This is a genomic window from Paenibacillus hebaui, assembly GCF_051934385.1.
Lineage (GTDB): Bacteria > Bacillota > Bacilli > Paenibacillales > Paenibacillaceae > Paenibacillus.
The window spans coordinates 7,033,498-7,049,573 of sequence record NZ_CP196836.1 but is presented as its reverse complement, the minus strand read 5'-3'; the positions used below and the strand labels follow the sequence as shown (position 1 = coordinate 7,049,573).

Below are 16,076 nucleotides of genomic sequence, written 5' to 3'. Positions count from 1 at the left end.
TAAATCATATGGTTAGGTTGGTGAATATGAATATAGAAGTGAAATTAACGAATAAGGACGAGGCGTATGTGATTAAAAATATGTACCCGTTATACCTTTATGATCTATCGGGACATTACGGTCTAGGTGGAGAGCATACTCCGAATGAACACGGCATATTTGAACCCAGTCCTGATTACAAAACGTTGCAGGATCAGTATGATGTGCAGAACATATGGTGGGACAAACCGGAGTGTCTCTATCCATTCCTGATATTGGTGGATGGCGTACCAGCCGGCTTTGTATTGGTGGCTACTCCGCCATATTGCTCACAAGGCACGGATTTCTTTGTACATGATTTCTTCCTGATGCAGCCGTTCAGAGGTAAGGGAATTGCTGAGTACGTAGCAGCAGAAGTATTCGGGAGGTTTAGGGGCAAATGGGAGTTGTTCACCAATCCATCGGAGAAAAACAAGATCGGCCAATCTTTCTGGCGCAAGACGGTATCGAACTATACTCAGGGCAAGTATAAAGAAATGCATGGAGCAACTGCTGATGGATATAAATTGATTTTCCAATTCTCTAATAACTGGACATAATATCCTATTAAAGGGATAATTGAGAGTACTAAAGATCGAAAGGGTTGGATCATCCATGCGCAAGTTAGTTTATGTAGTGGGTACGGTATTTCTTTCATCTGCCATGATAATGGGGTGCACCCCGTCTGAATCTTCAGAGAATGTTGAAATGAACACTCCGAAATTAACGGATCAGCCGAGTATCGTGAGCAATCAGAAGGCATCCGCCCAAGATGAGCAGCAGGCTCTCGAAATGTCGATGGAATATAAAAAGACAGAACTTTCTGTTGATTATAAGGACTATGAAGATACGCTAAATGTGGAGGGGATGCTGGCTAGGGCAGAGGTAATCAGACCGTTTTTGACGGAAAAGAGTTTTGAATCAAACATAAATACTCGGTTTAACACAATTCCTTTACGTGTGGCGGACAAAGAAAGGGCGCTGCTGCATCCTGAAAATATACAAGTCAAAATCAAAGAAAGCAAAAATGACTGGATTCTTGTAGAATACACGCTGGATTTGATATTGGCAGATGAAGATGGCAAAGAAAAGAGGGTTATTCCATTATCTGGTGATATTACTTTTTTGCAGGACCAGGGGGAATGGCGTATTCAAGACGACACGTACAATATTGAAGAACTGCTTGATATCGCTTATGAGAAAAAAGAGTAAGGGAGTAACTCGATACATCCTACAAAAGGCTGCTTCCCTAGGGGGTATTTCCGGGATGCAGCCTCTTTGCTGTAGTTCATATCCCACATTAAAAGTTAGTCCGCCCAAACGTTGCATCACTCTTCACGGTCACACTGCTGGATGCATTGATGGCATCGAGCTGTAGCACGTAATCATAGTGCCGGATGTAATATGCGGGCTGGCTATAAGACCGCAAAGATACTTTGGTGCTGTCAGCCCAGCCGGGATTGCTCAGAAAAGTAGCATCTCCCTTGTAGGTTGCGGTATCCGCGTAAGCTTCAAGTACTATTTTGTTGCTGACATTACGTTTCAGGAAGTAACCGGGGAGGTTGATGGACTCCAGTGATATTCCCGTGGAGCTGGCAAGACCCGGTACGACGCGGAACTGTGAATCCAGAACAGGAGAGACGTTGGCATCCACGCGAGCAGTATAGTTGGCATGACGGATGTATCGATCCGGATAGTTGTGTGAACTGAACCGGCTGTAACCTGTGGCTTCGGGTGTTGCAGTACCCAACATTTTGACCTCATGCAAGGTTGGGGTGTACCAGTTGCCCGGATTATTCCACAAGACAGCGTTTACCATATTGATTCGTACATAACGGGCTGTGAAATGCACGGCATCTGTCGTAAAGCCATAGGTCAGATTGTTGGTGCGATCTAGTAGGGAGTAATTGACACCATCGTTACTGAACTCGATTTTATATTTGTAGTACCCTTCGGAACCTTTATACATAAACCAGGACGTATCGATCTCCGTAATGGTCTTCGGTGCGCCGAAGTCCACTTGCCACCAAGCGGGCCAGCTATTGGAGGAAGCCACCCATGAAGTCTGGTAGTTGCCATCATTGACGTTGGATGCAGATGAGCCAGAGGCTGTGGAGCTGGCGGTGGCCGTTTTGCCTTGCGCGTGATTGACGAGAGCAGGCGGTGTTACTGTGCCTGTGGCTGCATCGATATTCCACGTTGTATACCACTCCAGTGAGGCTGTTCCGTTCGAATCATCCAGAGTTAATGGCAGCCAGATATGCTTGTGCTCTCCAAGGTTCATCGGATTCCAGCGATCCCCCATATAGATGTAGGAGGTGGTGGTGCTACCTGTGATCGTGGCAATATCGTGGATCTGCGAACCGAAGGCAGATGGATTGCCATATGGCGTAAGTGCAGTCCACGGTCCCGTCATGGAAGTGGCTGTGGCATAGGCCCCCTGATTCGGATACCAGCCAGCGGCTTGAGAGGTGAAGAGGTAATAACGGTTCCCTTTTTTCACAACGGCAGGCGCTTCGCGGTAGGCATTCTCGAACAGCCAGCCTTCGAAGGACTGTATCCCGGTATAACTTGCATTCATTTTGAAAATAGCCATCGTATCATTGGCACCGCCATTCTTGCGGGAAGCGGTAACCAGATAACCTGTGCCGTCCGTATCAACAAAGACCGTCATGTCACGAGATTCGTAATCGAGTGGGCGGAAGCTGCCCTCATACGTAAATTTGCCGTTCGGCGTATTGCTTGTCGCTACCGCTACCCGCCCGAGATTATAGTCCGTGCCGTTCTCATAGTGCGCCCAGAGCACATACTGCGCAGTGGTGGCATTGTAGATGACTTTGGGCCGTTCAATCTTGCTGGAGGCGAGTTCAGTGGCTGAATCTTTGGTCAGGATGGCATTGCTGAACGTCCAATTTTTCAGATCCGTTGAGGCATAGACGTTCATACTATCAAACTTGCCGCCAACCGCATGCTCGCCGTACCAATAGTAAGTGCTACCCACTTTCAGAATGTTGCCGCTATTGGCGTGGATGGGGTTACCTGCGGTATCCAGCCAATCCGAACCGTTGGTTAGGGTCACACTTGCTGCATCCGTTCGTTCAGGGTGAATGCCAAACATCGATAGTGTTAGTGCGAAAACCAGAATCCATGCGTATTTCCTGCTTCTCATTGCATTACACCTCCCCAAGGATATGAAAAATAAAGCGCTTTCAATTATAGTGTAGTCTACCTATACGCTATTTCAAGTGAACAATCCATTCATTGCTGAACAAACCGGCATTCGATCAAGTTCGAGCGGTGATAGCGGAAGAATTACTCCTAAATATTATGTCACGGATGAAGTGGTGAGAAAGAGGAACACGCGTTAAAATGAGATAAGACTAATTACCATAAAATGGTTGGAGTGTGATGCATCATCGACACATTTGTCGTGGATAAAGACCTTCAGGTGATATTGCAGAATGGTGTTGGTGGAGAGAGCATTCCGATTAAGGGAGACATTACCGCTCAGGATTTTGAAGTCATCTCTACTTATAAAAAGGGATGGCTGTCCTTCGCCTATCTTCGTGATCGTCAGGGAATACGGTGGTTCAATGCCCGGAAGAACAAGGCGAGCAGGGTTATACTGGGGCAAAGACGACCGTGTGGTCTTCAGCTTTGTGACGGGTGGGGTTTATAAGTCGGCAAATGCTGCTACGTTCCAGGTTACGGATGATATAGGGGGCGCGGAAGATCCGCTATTTCGGTATACGGTGGAAGGCGGTACAGTGAAGAAATAGAAAAGGTAAATCGAACAGCAAGAGTGCGTGTTCAAAAAGACTGGTTTTCAGTACCTAAAACAGCCGCGGTCTAAGACTTTACTTCAAGTCATAAACTGCGGCTGTCTTCCTTTTAGGGCGAGTCTACTTGCTACTATTCTGTATATCCAGGTAAATTATTTATAATTATTTAAGGGTCCTTTATCCATTTCAACTTCTACCATCTTTGAAGATCCCATCTTGAGCTTAGGTCTGAACTCTGAATCCGGTTTACTGTAAAGCTCCAATGGGCTAATAATCACTCCATCTGGTGTATTATGAAGAATTCCGGGCACACAGGTATAAATCCGATCATTATTATTTGCATTCTTAGCGGATATCGTAACGGAGGTTCCACTCAGATTATCTATACTCATGGACACCTTGTATCTGTAGAATGATCCTGATCCATTGGACTGAGCCGAATAGACCACAGGGACAACTGCAAGAATATCATCGTTTAACCTTAATTTAATAACTTCTGTCTTCGTTGATTGGCTGCTTCTTCCAACATCACCCATATGTTCAACTATCCCGTTACCATAACTTTTGAGAGGTGGGGTTCCTGCCGCTCCAAACATAGCTACATCGATCTGCTTACCATTCTTTGTGTAGACTAAAGCGTATATATCATAATCTGTCCCAGTCTGCCAAGATACAGTCGCTGTAATTTCCGGTGTTTTATCAATGATAACGGGCTTCTGCCCTTTATCCAGATTGATATTCCCCTTCACCTTTTCGAGGTTTATTGACGATAAGGTGTGGTTACTATTCTTATTTTCAGGAACTGGTACAGTCGGATCAGGTTCTTTTGTTATTGAATTTTGAGCAGTCTGGGGTTCGGAAAGCTTGTTCTGCTCATCAGCTTCAACCTCAACACCGTAAAGTTTACATAGCCCTTCAAGCCCCGAATCAAATCCACGCCAGATTGATTTTGCTTTTGTCTGACCGTTCCTTAAATATAATTCCAATACTACAATTCCATTCTCATTGGTGAAACTGGATGGGGTTAACTGAATAATCGTATTTCCGCTATCGATCTCTGCCTTTAAATTCTTTACATTTGAAAATCCCGTGCTGTTATCCTCTGTAAGAGTTATAGCTATTTTGGTAATACCTTCAGGAACTTTACTCATATCAAAATTGATTTTATGTACTTTTGTATTGCCTACTAGCTCAGATGGCATGAGGGTAGCTACACCTGATGAGCTTGTTGGTTGATTATAAAATATGACTCCATGATCTCCTTGTACCCTATCCGAATCCGTTAAAAGGAATGCTGTTAAAGAAATATCTATTAAATTAGAAATTTCATGGCTAATCATAACGCTACCTTTTGCAGCACTCAGGGTTGTGTTTGCTCCCATCTGAAGAAACTGATTCATTTAAACCACTCCATTCTATAACAGTTCTTAATATAAATAGACTCTTAAATAGTGCCATTAAATCATTATACACTCAACAACTATTATGTTTAGTCACCAACATGGGGAAGAGGATCAGCCTGTCCAAACAGCAGACACACTGACCCAAACACATCTTGTCCGTGTTGTACTCCGTACTGCAGATAATCACATTCCTACCCATACGTCGATGGCGCTCAGATTTCTAACTCGCAATTGACGTTTCATACCAACGCGAGAGAATTCCTTTCAACAATCACTACAGCCCCTAGTCTAAACGATGCAATAGATCTTGATGATCTTCCATTCTAGTCATCAGTTCCATCGTCCAACTAGTTACCAATCTATTTATGACCTTTGCGAACCTTGAGCTGCATACGTTTTATCGTTGTATTCTGCATGAGCTCCAGTACGAGTGGGCCTTTGCCGTTCAGGATCTCTACATCCGTTACATTGTCCAGAATCGTAATGATCCCGATGTCGTCTGCAGTAACACCTTCAAGCTTGGCGATGGTACCCACGAAGTCTACAGCGCGAAGTTTCTTTTTCTTGCCACCGTTGAAGTTCAGCTTCATAATCTGTTGGTTCAACTGTTCACGCTTGTCCTTTTTACGTTCAGGCACGATCTTCAATCGCTTCTCGAAATCTTCTCTGCGGCGATCCACTGCTTCCTCGGAAGGTGCTTTCACGACAGGGATTTCAAATCCGATATAGGATTCGATCTCAGCCAGACGTCTGCCATCTTTCGGTGTGATCAACGTAATGGCTTTACCTGTTTTGCCTGCACGTCCCGTACGGCCTGTACGGTGTACATAACCCTCTTTTTCCAAAGGAATATCGTAGTTGATTACATGGGTAATATTGGTGATATCAATCCCACGTGCAGCCACATCGGTCGCGATCAGATAACGGAATTGTCCTCGTCTGAAGGCGTTCATGACTTCGATCCGCTCGTCCTGCTCCATGCCTCCATGGATACGATCTGCTGGATAATCAAGGTCAGCCATGACCCGGAACAACTTATCTACATTCTCTTGCGTACGGCAGAACACAATGCAGCTATCCGGATTTTCCACAATGAACAAGTCCTGAAGCAGCGCAGTTTTGTTCACTTCTGGTATGTGAATCACAGCATGTTCAATGGTTGCCGTGGTGAGACCACTCGCTTTGATCTCAATCTCCACCGGGTTGTTCATGTATTTCCGTGACAGTTTGGCTACATCTTCAGGGAACGTTGCAGAAAATAACATCGTCACTCGCTCGCTAGGCAGCGCTTGAATAATGGATTGTACCGTCTCGATAAAGCCCATATTCAGCATCTCATCGGCCTCGTCAATGACGAGATAGGCGATCCGTTCCAGCGGCAGCGTGCCGCGTTCGATATGATCCAATACGCGACCTGGCGTACCTACGGCGACATGTGTTCTTTGTTTTAATTCGGCTTTTTGGATATGAAAAGGAGACTGTCCGTATAGTGCGGTTGCTTTAATACGCTTAAAGCGGCCGATATTCGTAATATCTTCGTTCACCTGCAAAGCCAGTTCCCGGGTTGGTGTAAGAATCAAAGCCTGAGGCTTATTCTCATTCCAATCCACCAGTTCACAGAGCGGAATGCCGTAGGCGGCTGTTTTACCGCTACCTGTCTGTGATTTGACTACAAGATCTTTATTCTCCAGCGCTACTGGAATAACTTTGGTCTGAACCTCAGTTGGTGTCTCATAGCCCAGGCTATCCAGCGCTCTCACGATTTCTTCACCAAGTCCATAATCTTTAAATTGTTGCTTACTCATCGTTTACCTCTTTTGCGTTAGTTTTGTACAAGTATTGCACCGTACATTTATCGTATACCTTTTTATTATACTCTATATACAGGCGAGCTAACGGAGTAAATGCTTCGAGTGTTTAAATTGTTTTCATCAATCCCAATTTTCAGGAGCAAAGGCCCGTTAATGAATGACCATCTTCACAGCCTTAGTTTGGGGAGGAAGAGACTTAGCGATAAATCTATCTATCCACACGTCTGCACTTCGACCAACCAGTGTTTCATCCAAAGAGACGGTGACAGTCTCTCCTTCGATGATGAGTTCGGCATTCTTGCTGAGTGAAATCCAGATGGGTCCTAATCCAACACCGCTCTCCTCCTCATTGTCGATGAGGACCTGTCCCTTTTCTTCATTAAAATCCGTAATAATTCCGTGTACAGGTGGCTTCTCTTTTCCCTCTTCCTCGGATTTTTCTGTGCATCCTAGCGTTAGCAGAAGCAAGATAACCGGTATTACGAATAATCTTCGTACAATGAACATTAGTCTTTCACCTCCCACCTTGTATGGACCATCTATAGGTATGGACGTTTTCTGAGACATCAAAGTTCCCTTACATCAATGAGAAAGAAAAAAAACCTCTTATCAGGATGGAACTGGGAAATGGAATATGTTAGCATAGGGATAACTTACAGAACGGAGGGATACGTGTGGTAAATTTTTTCCGATTGAGATAGTAGGGCGAAACGTTTGTTTGCGCTTGCTGTTTTTCTGCCTGTGTGCAGCTCATCGGGATTGGTTTGCCTATTTACACGTATGCCGCTAGTCGTGAAAGAAATACTCATAGAGAGTAGTTCTTTGATGTACTACTATATTTTTGCGAGCATTCAGGGATACCGAACATCCGAAATGAACTGCACAGGCGAGAAAGGTCTGTGTTTTTTTATTTTATCGAGGAAAAGAGGAATACCTGATATGACAAAATCGAACGTGAACGAACATGTGGAAGCTCAAAAAGAACTAATATCTTTAGCTGAGCAGAACGGGCTTTATATTGCTGAGGAATCCATAGAAATCAATGAGTCCGGTATGGATTTTCGTGTAGCTTTTGCCACCGATGAACAGGGACAAAGGTGGATACTGCGCAAGCCACGGCGCAAGGACGTATGGGAACGGGCTGAAAATGAACGTAGAGTGCTAGATGTGATCAGGGAAAGTATTCCTGTACAAGTACCGAGTTGGCAAATCTGCACGCCAGAGCTGATTGCTTATCCACTGCTTGAGGGGGAACCCATCGCAGTTGTTGACCCTGCTGGTACAGGATATGCATGGCGCTTCCCACAAGAGACTCTGTCTGATACGTTTATGGATTCACTGGCTACTACTCTCGCGGTGCTGCATAACATAGATCCCCATAAGGCGAAGAAAGGCGGAGTGCGGATCAAGACACCTATGGAAGCTCGTCGAGAATTTGCAGCCAATATCGAGGAAATCAAGAAAAGCTTCGTGGTGCCAGATCAACTGGCTGAAAGGTGGGAAGCGTGGCTGTCAACGGATAGCTACTGGCCTGAGTATTCCACGTTCAATCATAGTGATTTGCATCCACCACATATTATCGTCAATGACAACCAACGGGTAACCGGATTAATTGACTGGACAGAAGCAGAAATAGCTGACCCGGGCAAGGATTTTGTGATCTATTATGCGCTCTTTGAAGAGGAAGGATTGCGGGATTTGCTGAAACGTTATGAGAGGGCAGGTGGGAGAACATGGCCCCAGATGCTTGAGCATATTCGGGAGCAGTGGGCGGCATACCCGGCAATCGTTGCGCAGTTTGCACTCGTAACTCGGGAAGAATCTACTATGGAAATGGCGAGGGGCATGCTTGCGAGCTGGGATGTGAAGACGGATTGAGTGCTTGGACGGTGTATGGAGCCTGAACAAAAGAATGGTATACAGCGGGATTCTTTTATTAAAAAGATCAAGATTAAGAACGTGCCGCAAAACTAAAAGCTCTACTCATGAAGTATATATGCTGCAACATCCGTAATTGGTGGTTAACATATGAAAGGGCGATCTCTACCATGTTGTCCATGGAGAGAATCGCCCTTTTTGTACATCGCGGAGCTAGGCCACTTTTTGTGTTTTATTTCAGCATACTTACATATTTGCCATAGACATAAGCTGCGCGTCCATCCAGTTTCACTTTTACCCAACCATACTTGTCTGTACCGATCACCTCAAGAACGGTGCCTTTCGGTACAGCAGTCACTACTTTGGCCTGGGATGAAGCGCTGGAGCGTACATTCAGGTGGGCCGCAGTAACCTTGGCTTGTTTACCTTTAATGATTGTACCCGGTTTACCTGTGCCTGGTGCTGCTGGTTTGCCAGGTTTCGATGTTCCTGGAGTCGGCGTTGGCTTCGGTTCGGTTGGCTTCGTCGGCTTCTCAGGTTTAGGCGGTGTCGCTTCATCACCGCTACCTGTTGCCGCCTTGCGAGCCTTGTTCAACTGCTGATAGAACTCTCCCTTGGTTTTCACGCCAGAGAATTGCGCTATACTCACATTCGCTTTGGTCGCAAGGGCAGTCATTTCTTCTTCAGTTACCGCATCCAAAATGTTAATGGACGCGATGTTGGTATATTTGCCATCTTCCGTGGTCGGAACAGACATGATGCCATCATTAATCAATTCTACGATATCTGCCCGTGCAGGGGCAGTCAGATCCACACCGGTGATTTTCCAGTTGTGTTGGATCTTCGGTTCGTAGACACCTTTCATCACGTCTTTCAGATAGGAAATCGACAGGTTACGGATCGTGCCTTGAATTTCGCCAAATGCGGAAGCATCCTTGGAGGACCATAGTTGTTTGAACTTACGGCCTTCCAGTGCGCCGCCCTTGGCAATCAGGGCTTCCATTCGGTAGGCGTTCATCCCGAGCTTCAATGTATCGTCTTCTTTGACCCCTTTACCATTGCTGTACTTGAGATTCGTGATGCGACTGCCGTAAGGCTTGGTCAGGTCAATCTCATAGGTCACTCCACCGAAGAAATCATCGGTGCTATATTTGGATGCTCGTCGTTTGGGATCAAAACTGATCGTCACATCGCCTGGGCGTGTGGAGTTGAAATATCCCGCAGACCACTCCATGTAATCCTTCAGATCGCTTCCCGTCACTTCGTATACGGTTACTTCACCGAAGGTATATTGGTAGTTGAACGCAATGTCCTTTTTCTTGATCGGCCCCACATCCAGCTTGGCCTTGTCGTTATCGATCTGATGCGCGACAACGTCAGCATCGCTATAATGCAGCATAACTTCGGTGAAGAAATCGGAGAGGGGGGTCTCCTGAATCTGCACCGCAGGAATGCCCTTGATCTCGTCCGCAGGCACCAGGTTGGTTCCTTTCAGTTCAGCCACTTCAATGTTGGCGTCAGCACGGGCGTACTCGTGGAACGGATGCAGCGTATCTTCCAGTCCAGGGTCGGACACTTCATACGTTCCGTCTGCTGCTTTTACAGCGAGCGCTTGAGCTTCTTTGCTTTTGAGAACAAACTTGTCGCCTTCTTTGGCAAACGTCAGATCAATTCGCGAAATGTGTGAACCATATTTGTTCGGTTCGGAGATTAATACACCGTTAACTGTCTGGGATTCAATCAAGGTATGCATGTGTCCGGCAAAAATGGCAGACAGCTCCGGGTTGGCATTGGCAATATCCGTGACCCCGGTGCCCGGGTTCCCATTCTCGTTGTCCAGTCCCATATGCATAAGTCCAACCATGACATCGACTTTACCTTTCAGCTCGGCAATGGCCTTTTTGGTCTCTTCCACAGGATCTTTGACGATAATGCCATCCAGATGGTCCGTACCTTTCTCAAACTCGGTAATCATAGGTGTGTTCATTCCGATCACGCCCACTTTGATTCCGTCCTTCTCAATAATGGTATATGCAGGCATGTAGCGGTCGCCGTTTTCTTTGAAAATGTTACCCACCAAGGGTTGACCCTTGAACTGTGAGGAAATCTTCTCTAATACGTCCAATCCAAAGTTGAATTCATGGTTTCCCATCACCCAAGCGTCATATTTCATCTTGTTCATTGCGACCATCATGGGAGATTGAGGTTGATCGTTGAACAGTTCAGCCGAGTTATCCTGAATCATGTCGCCTGCATCCAGCAGAATCGTATTTGGATTCTCCGCACGCACTTTTTTCACAATGGTATACAACTGCGTCATGCTTCCTGTTGGGTTCGGACCGTCCAAAGCATAGTCCCACGGCATAAATCGGCCATGTATGTCCGATGTTCCCAGCAACGTAATCTTGGTTTCCTTGTCTGCCTCTGCAGCCTGAACCGGAGTTGAAGCGAAGGGGGCGAACAGGATGGAGGCACATAAGAGGAACGATAAGGGCCATCCGGCGAAACGTTTCGGTGCAAATTTGCGCATGTTGTAATCTCCCTTGTTATCTAGTGTTATGTAAAGATATGTGTCATTGAATTAATACTAGATAAACATTTGATAAATGTAAACCACAAAATGACAATCCAAAGGCACCGTTCCAAATCATCCGAAGCAATTAGGACGAGTGTTAACGTATGGTGCCGCAGAGGCGAAGTACTTAATTTTAATCCAAATCAATACAAAAGCGATCAGCGCAAACATCATCCCGCTCCAGATCAGTTGAGGTGTCCCTAGATTCGTGATGAACCATCCACCGATGGCAGTACCCAAGGTAACACCGAGATTGGAAAAGGATACATACAAGCTGTTGCCGAATTCAGGCGCGTCCTGAGCTTCAGCGGTTAACCAGGTTTGGCTTACAATTAATCCTCCCGAATGAACGGATGCCCAGATGATGATTACAATAACCATCCACATGAAGTGGGTACCGGCTAAATAGACGAGTGCGTAAGCTGCTATATACAACAGGGGGAACATGAGAACAGTACGAATCACGCTCTTCCGCAGAAACTGTCCAAAACCCAAATTTCCTATAATCATGACAACACCGAAGACGGTGAGCATAACACTGATCCATGATCCGCTCATTCGGGTGACCTGTCCAAGATACTCGGCGAAATAACTGTACACGGAGAACATGGCGGCAAATATAAAAACGACTGCGGCAACATTCAGCCATAACCCCGGTTTGCGCAGAATACCGATCTGCGTGCCATAGGACATCTTTTCCTTCACCGGCATCGAGGGCAGCCAGATCCATATTCCGATAAAAGCGATCACACTGACCATCGCTCCAAACAGGAAGGCGATTTCGAGGGATAGGCGTTCAGCAAGATAGGATGTCAGTGGCACGCCAAAGGCAAAGCCCGCGGTAACTCCGGTGAATACTTTGGCGACGGCCTGGCTGCTTTTCTCTGCTGGAACAAGTTGGGCACTTGTGACCAGGGCTACGGAAAAGAAAACGGGATGGAATAGCGCGGGAATGATGCGAAAAATAAGCATCGTATCAAATGTTGTGGCGTAGGCATATACGACGTTCGAGATGGCAAACATCAACACAGCGGCTAACAGGATGATTTTGCGATTGATCCCGGACGCCAGCAAGGTGAGAAAGGGGCCCGCAATGGCTACGACCAGCGCAAATATACTGACCAGCCAACCTGCCTGTGCAGCCGTGATGCCGAATTTATGCGCTACTTGAGGCAACACCCCCACAATTCCCATTTCCGTTGTGATGATCCCGAATACACCCAGTGCAAGAATCAGGATAAGCAGTGGGTTGACCTGTTGTGATTTCATTTAAAACGTACCTCCAATAAATTTAAATATACAGATAAATAGATATATTTATCCTAAAAAAAAGCGTGCTTTGCCCTCTATAATATGAAGGACATGAGAGCAGGTTATCTGGTCTATATTATATCTAGATTTATAGATTTGTAAATATAATAATAAAAAAACCTTTGGTTAAGTCAGGTATGATAAAGCCCAACACCTATACTTTTTTAGGGACAAGCTATACTTTTTACATGGATTATTACAAATATATCCAGTAGAATGAGTTTGTAAGCGCTTACCGTATGGTTAAGTATTATACATTCAAAGGAGGAAACACATTGTTTAAGTCCAAATGGTTCAAAACTGTGGGTTCGCTCGCGTTAGTGGGTGTGCTTGCCGCATCAGTAGCCGTTGGTAGTGTGAGCGCCGGCTTGGCGAAGGGAAACAAATTTCTAGGCAATATCATCGCGAGCAGTGTACCTTCCAATTTCAATTCCTATTGGAATCAGGTGACTCCCGAGAATTCAACCAAATGGGATGCAATTGAGGGCACACGCAACGTCATGAACTGGTCTCAGGCAGACATGGCGTACAATCATGCCGTCAATAATGGATTCCCGTTCAAATTCCATACATTGGTATGGGGGAATCAGCAGCCTGGATGGATAAACGGTCTCTCTGCTGCTGATCAGAAGGCTGAGGTGACACAGTGGATTAAAGCTGCAGGCCAGCGCTATCCCAAAGCGGCTTTTGTCGATGTAGTCAATGAGCCTCTGCATGCCAAGCCTTCCTATCGCAACGCTATTGGTGGGGATGGAGCGACAGGCTGGGATTGGGTAATCTGGTCTTTCCAACAGGCGAGACAAGCTTTCCCGAATGCCAAATTGCACATCAATGAATATGGCATTATCGGTGATCCGGCTAAAGCGGATCAATATATACAGATCATCAATATCCTGAAAAGCAGAGGCCTTGTTGACGGGATTGGTATTCAGTCCCATTACTTTAACATGGATAACGTTTCCATAAGCACAATGAATACCGTGTTGAACAAGCTGGCTGCGACCGGTCTGCCGATCTATGTGTCCGAACTGGACATGACGGGCGATGACAATACGCAATTACAACGCTATCAACAGAAATTCCCTGTACTATGGAAGCATTCCGCTGTTAAGGGTGTGACGCTGTGGGGTTACAACCAGAATCAAACCTGGAAAGAGGGTACCCACCTGGTGAACAGCAATGGTACAGAGCGTCCAGCAATGCAGTGGCTGAGAAATTATCTGGCAAACAATCCTTAAGTTCAGTTCGGGTGTGTTCCACTTTTAAAGTTCGACTCATCCTGAATTTTCGATTCATTATCCCATCAGGTCATTTTTGCAGTACAACAGATAGCGCCTGTTCCGCATATGAGGTAGCGGAGCAAGGCGCTATTGTTGTATGGATATACTTAACTTCCAGGTTTCCCGAATGACAATGCTTTTGAAAGAATCGGCCTCCAGCCCGAACCGGAGCGTCTATTCTACATCGTGCAGAATTTTTACTATTTATTTTAAGGCTGTACACTCTCTTCGAGCTGTTTATTTTCGAAGATTAGAATCGTTCTGCTGCTTCCGATATAACCAACGGAGGTGTCGAATTGCTCCGAAATAAAGCGAACCGGAACAAATGCCTTGCCATTTTTCATCAAAAGAGGGGCATCATTCATCGCGAGCGCATCGTCCACGTTCACTTGTTTGTTGCCAACTGTCCAGCGAATGGTCTTATCATTCTGTGAGATTACGGCTTCCTGCGTATCCGAATTCCAATTCACGCTGGCATTCAACTGCTCCGAGACAAAGCGCAGCGGCACATAGGTTCGGCCTTCATTGATAAAGGGAGCAGCCTCCAGCGCATAAGCACGATCTCCTACATAGGCGGTGGTGGACCCTTCAATCAGACGTTGAAAGCTGCCTTGTGGGGTGCGTTTCTGCTCCCGTACGTTCATCTGGTTTAGAAGGCGCATCGTATCACTGCCACTGGCGACATCCAGGTAGTTATTTTGCACCGTGAGTCCTGCAGGTTCAGGCTCAGATACCGACGTCTGGATACCGGAGGATAAGGATGTAGAGGCCGAGATGTCCGTTATGGTATGGGCAGAGCTATTTCTTTTAAAAGTAAAACCTGCAATCGGTGTCAGATCCCACACCTGGTTATTGGACAGTTTAAGCACTTCCAGCTTGGACAGCTGTCGTAACGGTTCCAGGTCATAGATCTGATTAGACTCCGCATTCAATTCCTTTAGGCCGACCAGATCCTTAAGGGGGGTCAGGTGCTGAACCTGATTGCCGGAGATGTCCAGCGTCCGCAGACGTGTCATATGCTCCAGAGGCGTCAGATCGGAAATCTGGCTGCCAGCCACATTTAGTTTCTGAAGTGTATTCGGGAGATCAGCCAGTACTTCCAGCGTCTGAATACGGTTATTCGCCACATTGAGCTGTTGGAGTTGGGTTTTATCCGCAAGCGGCGATAAGTCCGTGATTTCATTATTGGAGATCTCCAGCCATTTCAGAGCCTTTACATCAGCCAGCGCGGCGAGACTGGTAATCTGGTTCCCGCTGGCATGGAACGTATGTAATCGGGTGAATCCACGTACCACCTCTATGGAAGAAATGGAATTGTTGCTGATATACAGCCGTCCAAGGCCTTTCAAATCAGCCAGTTTATCAATGGATGTAATGTAATTATTGCGAACATCAATCTCGCGAAGCTGGGACAGGTGCTCCAGTGGTGTTAGATCTTCAATCTCATTGCCATATAACCGGAGGTGGGTCAGATTAGTCGCATACTCCAGGCCAGCAAGGCTTTGAATGCCTGCATTGCTCAGATCCACAATATTCAGCTCTGCAAGGTCCGATGAGGTTAGAGTGGAATCTACCGGTTTGTTCAGGATCAGCTTCAGTCCGTTCTCCAGTGCAGGATCTTCAACGATGCCTTCGCCCAAATCCGCAGTAGTATAAGCCAGCGCTTGACCCGTTGCCCCGAGACTCAGGATAAATACTAGCAATAGTAGAGTCATTCTTCTCATTGCATGAATTCCCTCCGATTCCGATTTTGAGGATAGTAAGTGTACTGTTCTTATGTACTGTGAGAGTACAACTTTTATGTGAGCATTTTGCAAAAAAATCCAAAGAGCGTCTTGAATCGAATTATGCAAAATGCTGATGTAGAGAAAATAGTAAAGTCACGATAGGGACAGATAGAATAAATGAACACATCTATAGTTATTAACCCATCCGAAGGAAAAGGGAACAGGAAATTCACGATGAGCAGATAACTATACTTCTATTCTATATGATACAAACCTCACACTGCACTCTTC

General features: G+C 46.0%; 12 protein-coding genes. 5 read left to right on the top strand and 7 right to left on the bottom strand.

The genetic code is table 11. The annotated features are described in order from the left end of the window. Positions 1-26: 26 nt before the first annotated feature. The gene (locus tag ACR32F_RS31730) at positions 27-578 is read left to right on the top strand and encodes a GNAT family N-acetyltransferase (RefSeq protein WP_440114723.1); all 552 of its coding nucleotides are present in this window, start codon (positions 27-29) and stop codon (positions 576-578) included. A 55-nt stretch (positions 579-633) separates the two neighbouring features. Next, entirely contained in the window at positions 634-1,230 is a 597-nt protein-coding gene (locus ACR32F_RS31725) for a hypothetical protein (protein WP_440114720.1), read from the top strand. 88 nt (positions 1,231-1,318) lie between these two features. Here ACR32F_RS31725 and ACR32F_RS31720 read toward each other — a convergent pair whose 3' ends face one another. Then, positions 1,319-3,136 (bottom strand): AbfB domain-containing protein, encoded by a 1,818-nt coding sequence (locus tag ACR32F_RS31720; RefSeq protein ID WP_440120076.1) that lies wholly within the window; start codon positions 3,134-3,136, stop codon positions 1,319-1,321. A 475-nt stretch (positions 3,137-3,611) separates the two neighbouring features. Between ACR32F_RS31720 and ACR32F_RS31715 the strand changes: the two genes are divergently transcribed. Further along, complete coding sequence (locus ACR32F_RS31715) at positions 3,612-3,797, top strand: hypothetical protein (protein WP_440114717.1); 186 nt, start codon at positions 3,612-3,614, stop codon at positions 3,795-3,797. Between the two features lie 155 nt (positions 3,798-3,952). On the opposite strand, the gene ACR32F_RS31710 is transcribed toward ACR32F_RS31715, so the two are convergent. From ACR32F_RS31710 to ACR32F_RS31700, 3 genes are all read right to left on the bottom strand, one after another. Beyond that, positions 3,953-5,200 (bottom strand): TerD family protein, encoded by a 1,248-nt coding sequence (locus tag ACR32F_RS31710; protein ID WP_440114714.1) that lies wholly within the window; start codon positions 5,198-5,200, stop codon positions 3,953-3,955. A 362-nt stretch (positions 5,201-5,562) separates the two neighbouring features. Next, entirely contained in the window at positions 5,563-7,008 is a 1,446-nt protein-coding gene (locus tag ACR32F_RS31705; protein WP_440114711.1) for a DEAD/DEAH box helicase, read from the bottom strand. 156 nt (positions 7,009-7,164) lie between these two features. Beyond that, positions 7,165-7,521: a hypothetical protein gene (locus ACR32F_RS31700; RefSeq protein WP_440114708.1), complete on the bottom strand. Its 357-nt coding sequence runs from the start codon at positions 7,519-7,521 to the stop codon at positions 7,165-7,167. 432 nt (positions 7,522-7,953) lie between these two features. Here ACR32F_RS31700 and ACR32F_RS31695 point away from each other — a divergent pair, with 432 nt between their 5' ends. Then, positions 7,954-8,892, top strand: a complete 939-nt coding sequence (locus tag ACR32F_RS31695) for a macrolide 2'-phosphotransferase (protein ID WP_440114705.1) — start codon at positions 7,954-7,956, stop codon at positions 8,890-8,892. Between the two features lie 232 nt (positions 8,893-9,124). Here ACR32F_RS31695 and ACR32F_RS31690 read toward each other — a convergent pair whose 3' ends face one another. Together ACR32F_RS31690 and ACR32F_RS31685 are read right to left on the bottom strand one after the other, a co-directional pair. After that, positions 9,125-11,422, bottom strand: a complete 2,298-nt coding sequence (locus tag ACR32F_RS31690; protein ID WP_440114702.1) for a 5'-nucleotidase C-terminal domain-containing protein — start codon at positions 11,420-11,422, stop codon at positions 9,125-9,127. 117 nt (positions 11,423-11,539) lie between these two features. Further along, positions 11,540-12,736 (bottom strand): MFS transporter, encoded by a 1,197-nt coding sequence (locus tag ACR32F_RS31685; RefSeq protein WP_440114699.1) that lies wholly within the window; start codon positions 12,734-12,736, stop codon positions 11,540-11,542. A 317-nt stretch (positions 12,737-13,053) separates the two neighbouring features. Here ACR32F_RS31685 and ACR32F_RS31680 point away from each other — a divergent pair, with 317 nt between their 5' ends. Then, positions 13,054-14,016 carry an endo-1,4-beta-xylanase gene (locus ACR32F_RS31680; RefSeq protein WP_440114696.1) on the top strand — a complete coding sequence of 321 codons (963 nt, stop codon included), beginning with the start codon at positions 13,054-13,056 and terminating at the stop codon, positions 14,014-14,016. A gap of 251 nt (positions 14,017-14,267) precedes the next feature. Here the strand turns inward: ACR32F_RS31680 and ACR32F_RS31675 are convergent, their stop codons facing one another. Beyond that, positions 14,268-15,782 (bottom strand): leucine-rich repeat domain-containing protein, encoded by a 1,515-nt coding sequence (locus ACR32F_RS31675; RefSeq protein ID WP_440114693.1) that lies wholly within the window; start codon positions 15,780-15,782, stop codon positions 14,268-14,270. Positions 15,783-16,076 lie beyond the last annotated feature (294 nt).